General features: G+C 48.2%; 6 protein-coding genes. 3 read left to right on the top strand and 3 right to left on the bottom strand.

Annotation, left to right across the window (positions count from 1 at the left end):
* The first annotated feature begins 1267 nt into the window (after positions 1–1267).
* Both VB734_RS01625 and VB734_RS01620 read left to right on the top strand, forming a co-directional pair.
* Positions 1268–2605: a sulfotransferase gene (locus VB734_RS01625; protein ID WP_322781469.1), complete on the top strand. Its 1338-nt coding sequence runs from the start codon at positions 1268–1270 to the stop codon at positions 2603–2605.
* Between the two features lie 3 nt (positions 2606–2608).
* Complete coding sequence (locus tag VB734_RS01620) at positions 2609–4066, top strand: hypothetical protein (RefSeq protein ID WP_322781470.1); 1458 nt, start codon at positions 2609–2611, stop codon at positions 4064–4066.
* 127 nt (positions 4067–4193) lie between these two features.
* Here VB734_RS01620 and VB734_RS01615 read toward each other — a convergent pair whose 3' ends face one another.
* Positions 4194–4670 carry a hypothetical protein gene (locus VB734_RS01615; RefSeq protein WP_322781471.1) on the bottom strand — a complete coding sequence of 159 codons (477 nt, stop codon included), beginning with the start codon at positions 4668–4670 and terminating at the stop codon, positions 4194–4196.
* Positions 4671–5103: 433 nt separating this feature from the next.
* On the opposite strand from VB734_RS01615, the gene VB734_RS01610 reads away from it, so the two are divergent.
* Positions 5104–6015: a hypothetical protein gene (locus VB734_RS01610; RefSeq protein WP_323242878.1), complete on the top strand. Its 912-nt coding sequence runs from the start codon at positions 5104–5106 to the stop codon at positions 6013–6015.
* Between the two features lie 64 nt (positions 6016–6079).
* Here the strand turns inward: VB734_RS01610 and VB734_RS01605 are convergent, their stop codons facing one another.
* Positions 6080–6442, bottom strand: coding sequence for a hypothetical protein (locus tag VB734_RS01605; RefSeq protein WP_322781473.1), 363 nt, complete (start codon positions 6440–6442; stop codon positions 6080–6082).
* 300 nt (positions 6443–6742) lie between these two features.
* Positions 6743–10021, bottom strand: a complete 3279-nt coding sequence (locus tag VB734_RS01600; protein ID WP_323242879.1) for a type I polyketide synthase — start codon at positions 10019–10021, stop codon at positions 6743–6745.
* Positions 10022–10555 lie beyond the last annotated feature (534 nt).

The following is a 10555-nucleotide window of genomic DNA, read 5'->3' as shown; positions in this document are numbered from 1 at the left end:
CCTTTACCGACGAAAGCTGGAACGATTGGCCAGTCACCGCATAGACGTGGGCATAGCCTGCACAAGTCCAGCTCAGACGCCCGTTACGGCGAGATATGGAGTCGGCCGTTTTTCAGGAGTCCCTACATAGACCACTGAGCATATCCTTGGCGTTCGAATTTCAAAGCTTAAGGCGCCTTAAAAAGCTGATTACAGCCGACTCTCATCAGACTTGACTGTAAACCAAAAGATTCCTGATCAATACAGAATAAGATGCAGTTCCGCGAGAATGAAAGCTATAATTGGGGATCGCCCGACGTCATGAAAAACAATATGGGGCACTCCATCACGACCGGACTGTCCATTCATGACAAACCTCCAGCCTCTGAGCGTGCATGGCCCTTCCGACGGTCGAAAAGGGCGCAATGACCACCCTGGCGATGCAGTGTGGCGAGCAGCGCTGGTGCCATAGAACCAAAGCCAGCTACAGGTGCTGCGGATCGAGGGTCCGCCGCTGGCTGCGGCAAACACCCCGCTGATCCTCCAGAGCAGTTGCCCGGCAGAACGATTGGCGAAGCCTTCTGCGTTGTAGTGGATTGCCAACCGCATGGGACAATGAGGTCAGCGATTGTCTGATCAGCAGCCACTTGGGAGAGGCTCCTGCAGTCCTCGGAATTCTGGCGAATCCGGCCGTAGCGGCAGATCGGTGTCAGTCGAGCAGGGGGTGCAATTGCATGGGGTGAGGGGTCGAGGGTATTTGGGCCGTACCACAACTCTGAGGAACTCGTTCGTTCATTAACAGCCGGAACAACTTCATTAGACGACAATATTAGGCGGATATTCGAAACCTTCACTGCAAATAGCCGAACACAAGTAAGGGCTTAAAAGCAATGTCAAGAGAATAAAAGGCGGCAAGCTCAATTTCGACATACCGTAGCTTGGATGTGGTTGGAGGTAGCCCCTAGCTAACTTGGCTGAAAGAACAGAAGAGAGCAATCAGTCATAACCATTACGGCAACGTGACTGTGTGCTGAGTGCATCACCAAGAACTGAAGCATAATCGTGTCAAGCTTCAATTAAGCTTAACTTCTACATTAATATCAGTAAGGCAAGCCTGTCAATGCAGAAAAACCAGTTCTCAGGGCCCAGGTGAGGCGGTCTGGTTAGGTGAATCCGCTTGGGTTGACTGGCATGATGCATTCTCACCTCATGGAGCTATGCTCTTATGGTCCAGTGATGGAAACGGCGTATCCCATGGCGCCCAAGAAGGACTTGGGCGGGCCACCATATGCATGTCTCCTCCGAAATCGTGTTACCATCAGGCAGCTCTTTTTTGACAATGCTACAAGACGTCATAAAGATTATTGATGAGTACTGCGAAAATAATGACATCTTTTACGATGAAACACTTTCTGCAGGCACTCAACTCATTGCTGATCTTGGGCTTACATCAGTTGATTTTGTTTCTATTTTCCAAAAATGCCAGGCTCTCGGGAATGAACGACTGTCCTTCATAGAACTGGTTATGCCTATAGAGGGTCAATATGTGTCTGATCTAAAAATAGGAGAGTTGAGCGATTATATCATTGAACAGTCGGCACTTCGTCCTGCAGCAAACGAGCAACGCGCAAGTGTTGACAATGGATATCCAGAGCAAACTGTGAACGACAGCAAATACAGACGCTCCCTGTTTGAGATAAAACAATTTGACGAGTTTAAATCACTAATTCAAAAGCCAACATTTTCCGACCCAGGTCCTGTCGCAACAGACTATCAACTCGTTTTTATCCTGTCCTCGCCTCGATCAGGATCAACCTTGCTACAAAGGATGCTTGATCAACATCCAGATATCGAGTCACCTGAGGAGTTGCATCTTCTTCATTATGAAACATACGCGCAGCGGCACGCAGCCTTGGGTCATGCTGAAACTAGGCATCTGCTTGGTGGAACTGTTCGACTGCGCGCCAGAATCAATGGAATCAGCATGGATGATTCCAATCGTCTTGAATTAAAATTCATCGAAACTGAAGAACCCATTCTGAACTTCTTCACTGAAATCAACAGGAGCTTCTCAAAACAGTATCTTGTTGACAAGACTCCATCTTACGCCTACAGCAGAGAAACACTTGAAAGAATTTCTACGCAGTTTCCTCACGCACGGTTCATTTATCTTACACGTCATCCCTCAGCGGTTATTAAATCGTTGATTGATTCGCAGTTGCAGGAAATCATTCCATTTGCACGTCGCTATTCGGGCGATACATCCACCATTCCCGAGATGATCTGGGCGTTGTGTCACGAAAATGTTCAATCCATTCTTCCCAGCATTGATCACATTCGCCTGCATTATGTCAGCTACGAAGAGCTTGTCATGAATCCTGAACAAGCCATGACTTCAATCCTAGATTTTCTACAGCTTCCTTTTTACCCCGATTGTGCTAATCCATATGTTGAAGGCCAGAAACAGCAGATTGAAACCAATGAGTATGCTGGCGACTTAAAGTTCTTTCTTGAGAATAGGATCGTTAACGATCGTGCTGAGATCTGGAAAGCCTTCCCTGCTCTTCATTCGCTATCAAAGCTGAGCCAAGACCTGATGAGCAACATCCCTGGATATGAGGGCTGAACGATGACAATAGCCTTACATAAGCACGTCAATCCAGCTCCTGTATGTGCTTGCGGATTTGGAGACCCCTATAACGCCTACGCCTATTCAGCAGCAGTATTTAAAGGATCTATGTATATCGGTACAGGCCGCGCTAACCTTGTCTTTCTACGTTTTGGCATGCCCAATGTTCACATTGACATGTGGCCGGTGCCAATTGAATATAAGAATTACGAGCAGGCCTTTGAAGAAAGAGTTTCCGCAGCAGAGATTTGGCGTTTTAGCCCGCAATCATCTACGCCCAAGCGTGTCCATCAAGCAGATTGGTATCAACCAGAAACAGGGACGCCCTTCAGACGACATTACGGGTATAGGAGCATGTGCACATATAAGGAGGGATCATCAGATAAGGCTCTGTACGTCGCGTCTACGTCCCGCTCCAGAGGTGATGGCCCTGATCTGATGGTCAGCTATGACGGAGAAAGTTTTCAACGACTCCCTAAACCAAGTATTATCTCGGAGTTTTCATCCAATGAAGTTACACTTACTTCGATTCGTTCACTTCTTCAATATGACGAACTTTTAGTTACAACAATTACAGGCGCATCAAATGGGAACGTTAATGGGGCCGGCATCACCACAATCTTTGCAACAGATGACCCTAAAAGCGGTCAATGGTTTTCCATCAACGGGAAGGGGCTAGGGACTTTCCCTGAGGTTGTTGTTGTCTATGAACTCTGTATCCACCAAGGATTGCTTTATGCAGGGACTGGCGGAATTAATGGCTTTCAGCTATGGAGAGGCCAGCGCATTGGCAAGTATGATTTTAAATGGGAATTGGTGGTTAAAGATGGGGGTGGTCGAGGAGCATTAAACCAGGGAATCATATCTTTATGTAGTCACAGAGATTATCTTTATATCGGTACTGGCATCCAAAATGGTGGGCATGATCGAACCAACAATGTTGGGCCAGCAGCAGCAGAAGTTCTGCGACTGGCTCCCAACGACGAATTAGAACTGGTTTGCGCCAATCCACGCGATGGCTTGTTACCGCTGAGCGGGCGAGGTCCTGGCTTTGGCAATTATTTCAATGCCTATATTTGGAAGATTGTAAGTATTGACGGCAAACTGCTCCTAGGAACTATGGATTGGTCGATATTTGGTCTTTGGGCATTAAGGGATGAACGGAAAACCAGATTTGGCAGACTTCTCGATTGGGATACAATGCAAGTCTTTTTATCCTCTTACGGTGGCGCAGAGCTTTGGTGTTCGGAGGATGGAGTTGACTGGAACTGCATGACGCATAACGGCTTTAACAATATGTACAATTTTGGGATTAGAAACATCATCAAATGGAATAACCATACCTATGCCTGTACTGCAAATCCTTTTGGGCCTAAAGTCTTGACTAGAACATCAGACTCGGACGCCGGTGAATACAAATTCAATCCAAAGGGAGGGTGTCAGATCATATCTATCTAATATTCTATTTGTTCGGGCTTTCCCAAAAAAGCGATCGTGGAATATTGGCGATATTCAGTTCTATCCTCTATTATATTAGCAAATCTGAGTTCATCGGTACATGAACAGATCATTCAAAGAAATATTTTCAAGTCTTTGGTTGATCCTTGGATGTGCTTGCAAAACCGCCAAGCTTTTTAGCGGCAATCGGTCCAATAGGAAGTAACTTTTCAAAATTCGAAAATAGTCTCATAGCAGCCGAGGTGAGAGATAATTGCCTCTCGGCCTCCTCAATAGAAATTTCGTTCAAGTGATCAAGATCTTCTGCAGATATCTGATGAAACTTATTTGGCAACAAATTAAGCTGTCTGACCATCTCAACGTGGAAAGACTGATCGACATCCGGCTTTTCGGTCTCCATGTGGCTGATCCAGATTCCCATGACAATACTACTGCATGCTTCCAGATCAAATCGAACGTTCAATGCAGAGGCATCTGCTGATGGTGACCTGGGGCAGATCGGCTCCACACTGACGCCTTCAGGATGTTCTGGGGAACAATGGATGGTTGGTACAGGTCCGCTGTTGGGCAGATTACGTCTACATTCCGTGATGACCGCTTTCAAGCCGTTGCACAGGGACCAAGGAGCCAGGGATCTTGGTCCTTGCATGGAATATCTGTCATGCGCTTCAGTGTCGATTCCATGTAGAAAACTGGAGCACCGCTGTACGGGCACGTTGGGCCGCCATAGCCAGCCACATTCTGGCTATGAAGCGCGTACAGTTCCTCAGGGACGACAGGCTGGAAATGCCGGCGACCTTACATCTATGCTGGAGCTAGCCGTTGGGCCTCACCTATATGTGTAGACTTAATAGCTCCTCATGTTAGGCTTTCGAGCTGTTGACCAGATGATTATCTATGATGAGTTGATTCATTACGATGAAAAGAGTGGACATTTCAACGACGAGGCCTATTGCATGATTCCATCGGCGAGACTATCAAATATCTCATGCATCCAGCTTGATCCACTTCCCATTTCCCATTGACCTAGGGTTCTCATGACATTTAGCTTTTGGCAGTCCTTGATTCGCTGCAAAAATATCCTGCTGAAACCGTCGACGCGAAGATCATCAATACGCCTGCGTCCAGACATAGCAGTTCAATATCATAGTGACCTGTGCTATGCGCCTGCACTCATTGCAGCGCATGGAAGCAAGGTGACTCTTGATGCCTATCAACTTGCCTCTATCTCGGCCAGAGGAACCGTTATCTTTCTTCATGGAGGAGGGCTGAGAAGAGGATCAAAACGTCATATTCTAGGAAAGGACTTATATTTCAACCATCTAGGTTATAACTTTCTCTCTTGTAACTACCCTCTTTCTGCCGAAGGCGGTGGCTCTGTCATAGATGATCAGCTCTTGGCTTTAAGGTCACTTGACCAGTGGGTCAACTCTGATTTACCAGTACTTTGTCCAGTTGACCCATCAGCACCAGTCATCTATCTTGGACATTCAGCTGGTTCCTATTTACTCGCATTGGGCCTTTCCAAGGGTCTATTCTCGAAACCTCACACATCATTTATTTTTGTAGACTCTGCAGCCTATGACTTATCTAAGCGATACCGTGCTGCACGTCAAAATGTAAGACTTGAGATTGAACGTTTAGTTGGTCATGATGCCAACACTAACGCCAGCTTGAATGAACTGATAAGCAAATATTCTCCAGTAGAATGCTTATTGAATAGTGCTGCGCTCGCCCCTAGCGATGACAAGGGCTGGGCCTACTTTGCAACAACGCAGAAGCGCTTTAGTCATGACAGCTCTTTGATCCTTGCTTCTCTTCTAAAGACTAAGCTGAATATGCAGGCAACGGTCAAAGCCTACCCGTTCAGCCATACGGATATATCACAAGAAATTTCCGACCCTAACAGTGAGATTGGCAGAGATCTGGCCCAACTACTAAGCCACTAGCTGGAAACTGAATAACCACATAACATGACCTGGGACCGAAAGAACATACGACTGAGGGTGATAACTAGGACAAAGGCTGCATTGCCACTGAAATGGTCCAAGCATCTTCTACAATACCCTCTCCAGCAAACCTCAGGTCTGCGAAGGCCCCTTTAAAAGAAAATATTCCTCGGTTCATCAACGGCTGATCGGCAGGGAAGGTGATGGAAAGCAACCGAAAGTCAGCCTGGGCAACAAGACCGCCAAAAAGCTTGAAACCAGCTTCATAAATTGTCCAGACACAACAACACAAACCTTCCATGGATACTCGATGGATGGGTGTAGGCATGGGCCAGCGCATGTAAGCGAAGATCGCAGGCCAGTCATGACCTGAGACATGCTCTATATCAAGGCCGAATGCAGACTGTTCAGTAATGCCAACCAGCACAAGACCTCGGGAATGGGAAACAGATACATAGAGTTTACTGAGATCCCGCTTGCAGAGATAGAGCTTTGGGGGACAGGATGGCGAACCGTAAAGTTCTAGGTCAGTTGCAGCGATACAATCATGTTGAAACCACCGAAACAATAACAACTTACTGGCTAGCCGACTGGTAACGTAATCTGATACTCGTGCAGAATGCCGTAAAGTAGAAAGACATCTCTGCTCTTGACCAGATAAATAGTGAGCTGAAAGTTGCTGGCACAGCCTTGTGTCAACTGCCTGTACCAGCATCAATGGCATCGATCAGTCAACCTGATTGAAGATCTGCTTGGACGTGGAATCAGCGCTGGCCAGCATCGTGAGGATCGTTCGGCTGTGTTCGAGCAGAAGTTGATGTCCCAGCACAGGATCTTGCAGCGCAACACCTGGGGCAGGTGACGCGGAGGTGCTGGGCATGGTCTGGTTGCCAGAGGACATTGATTCCTCACTGACGGGAGTCACAGAGTCAACTCTCTGGTCCGAGAAGGTCTGGCCAGAGAACTCACGTCGCTTCCCGGCAGGCGGAGGCCCGGAGTCCGATGACACGGATGCCAGGAATTCCCCTAGCCCGACTGAGTTGTACTGTGGGATTTCAGAAAGAACGGGGACAGCCGCAGCAGGCCTCGTCACGGTGGTCAGGCCGGTCCTATATCGTTCAATGAAGAGACCATCGAGTCCCACGAGATCTAGATCGAGGCCAGAAGTCCACAGAATGGCTACAGACTGGAGGAAGGCTGTCGTGCTGTCTTTTCGCGAGGTGCCCAGCGAAACGGCGACGATATCAGAATAGTCAGAGAGCGCCTCTTTGGTATAGCTAGTTAGTGTAGTATTTGGACCTAGTTCTATAAAGTACCTTGCACCATCGTTATACATATTTCGAATGGTTTCCTCGTACCTGACAGGATTGAGCCACTGATCAATGAAGATCTGAGTTCCTTGCTCATAGTCATTGGGGTAAGGCTGTGTAGTCAGACAACTATATACAGTTGCGTGATCTGGTTCGAACTGTATTGAGTGAGGAAACTGACTGTAGAGCTTGCGATGCGTTTCTGCTCCTTGCTTGAAGTAGCGTGTGTGATAGGGACGTGTCAGTGGGGTTGGCAGCAAGGAGCCTCCAGCAGCAAGCACCTGCTCTTCCAGCTCCTTGCTGAAGGCAGCCTCAGAAAAGACAATACGCTGCGAACGACAATTATCAGAAATTAAGGACCACTCAGGCCGACGTTTGAGGATCTCTTTGAGCTGAGTAGTATCAAGTCCAGAAATGGCAAATGTCGACCCTTCAGGAAATTCATCAATAGAATCCGCTTTAGAAAAGAATTCATGAATCTGCTTCACCCGCGTCTTTAAGTCGTCTTGATTTTTCATCGTGGCAAGACTTCCTGAAAGCATCACTGCATTTGATTCACCCTGACTATGACCAATAATCTGATCTGGTCGCAAGCCTATCCGAGAAGCGATTTCATAGAAAGACATCAGGCAAGCGGCAATGATTTGCGTTGCCGAGTCCTGAGCATAGAGGAGCTCCATTCGCTTGGCATTGGCGGATTGAGTACAGCTCAGATCAGCGTTCGGCATACAGGTAACCAAGCCGAGTGGTATTTCACGATCCAGCGCTTCATCCATAAAATTATACCAGTAGGAAAAGAGATCAATATTATTTGTCAGATCACTGAGCATCTCAGGAGCTTGAACTCCTTCACCTGGAACCAGAAATGCAACCTTACCGCGTGAGTTGACGGACTCAGAATAGATGAAATGGCGTCCACGATGACTGGATGCTGACACATTCCCAGCTAACCAGGTCGAGGCATCCTGCAGACCTTCTCCGAGCTTTTTGAGCGAAGAAGCAAAAATAACCAGCCTGACTGATACCCCGGAGGACTGATCATGGCCATGGGGGTTCCTGAATAGGACCGCTTGCTGGATCGCCTCAACATCAATGCCAGCCATCAATTCCTGCAATTCTGAACGGGAGGTTGCCGCTAGAAAGATGGCCCGACCAGTAGTTGTATAGCCATGGTGCCGATACTGGAGCAAACCACGGTAGGTTCTTCCAGATGAGTCGTTGTCGGAACTCAGGCCTGCACTACCAGAGGGCGCTTTTGATCCTGAGGCTGGATATGGGAAAAGGACGCTTGGTGCTGGATTTTCAAGATTAGGAGTTATAAACTCCTGAAGTAGCAAGTGACCATTAATGCCTCCAAAGCCAAACGAATTTATGGCGGCAACACGCGGCTTGGCTGGAGAATGGAACCAACGTCGAAGTGTGCGGTTGATATAAAAAGGTGTCGAGTGGTCAGCAACAGCCTCCAAGGGATCCGGACAAATTGAAGGGGGAATCAATTTGTTCTGAAGTGCGAGTGAGATCTTGATCAGACTAGCCACCCCAGATGCAGGGATCGTATGGCCTATCAGTGATTTAATAGATCCAATAGCAATAGTGGAAAGACCACGGTGACAATCAGCAAACACTTCAAGCATCGATGAAAGCTCAGTGTTATCTCCGTGAGGAATTCCCGTTGCATGAACTTCGACCAATGAAACATCTGAAGGCTTGATATCACATTTTTCGTACGCCCTCTTCATCGCCACGACCTGACCCTGTCGATTGGGGGCTAAAAGGCCCTCACCTTTTCCATCACTGGCCAAGGCAACCGAGCGAATTACAGAATAGATTGTATCGCCAGACTTTACGGCATCTGACAAGCGTTTCAAGGCAATGAATCCTACTCCTTCAGAGAGAAGTGTCCCAGATGCGGACTTCGACATCGGGAATATTCCCTCCTCCGACAAAGCATTAATTGTGCAGAACAATTGATAAATTGGAAAGTTCATCGTAGCCTGAACACCACCTACCAGCATCAGATCGGCATCACCGGCATCCAGTTGCTTGATTGCATGATCCACAGCGATCATGCCTGAAGTGCAGGCACCATCCACAAGATAGTTAGGGCCAAGCAGACCAAGTCTGTTTGCAATCGTTCCGGAGACTACATTGGATATAAGGTTAGGTGTGATTGCTGGATCAGCAACCAACTCATAAGTTGAAGAAAGCAGGGAGCGGAGTTGCTTCCTCCGCTCTCCTTTCAAAACTGCACCTACGGAATCCGCAAGAACGTCAATGAAATGCTCCATGATCATGCCGTTCATCAGCGCCCCGACGATCCCTCTGTGAGGGTGGTCACCCATGCCGACCACCACACCTGTCCGCTCATGGGGAATCCACTCTGGGGCCCGTCCGCGCAAAGCATCTGCCATGGCCTCGGCGGCCACCTGCAGGCAGAGGTACTGGGACGGATCTCCTTCAACGAGATTAGGAGGAAAAGCAAATCTTAGAGAATCTATCCAACTATTCTCAGCTATAGATCCATACTTTTTAGTGTATATCGTGGAATACGATTCCCGTGGATTAGACCTGTCTTGGTCTTTATTGTAGTAAAGTCTGGACCAGGAGTCAGTCATCTCCCTGAGGAGTGACTCTCCGTTAACAAGTGCCTGCCAATATGATGAAGTATCCTTGATCCCTGGATATCTGCAAGCCATGCCTACAATTGCGTAGCCCTGCATAGAAGCCTTGTCACTGATATCAGGTTAGCATGAATATCCGAAGATGAGACTGTTGGTGAGACCCCCAACGGATGGAAGAAACGCCTGGCTGAGACGGGGAAGGTGATGCCCTGTCAGCCTGGGAATGATCCGATTGAGCCCCACGTCCCCATCGCCACAGGCTGCGCTTCCATGTGTCGCATCACTGATCCAGCCACAGTGATCCAGCACTGCCCAACCTGAGCTGATGTAAAGCCAGTTGACAGCCAGGACGATGAATCCAACCTTGGCTCCTTGGTGGGGGCGCAGACTCTCAGACCAGGCGGCATAACCCACGCCCGCTCCGCACCGATCAGCCCAGGGATCGCCTGATGACTCAGTTCCCTGACAGGGTGTACTTGAAGGACGGCCATTGAGACCACCGGGGACAGTGCAGCTGAGATCGAAGTCGGCAACAATGGCCCCATCCTTTCGTTGCAGCTGAGGAATTCAGTGATTCCTGCAGAATCAGCAGATCTGTTGCGACAGGGT

The organism is Synechococcus sp. BA-124 BA4 (assembly GCF_034931165.1).
Note: the sequence above shows the minus strand (reverse complement) of the source record. Positions and strands in the feature narration are given on the sequence as shown.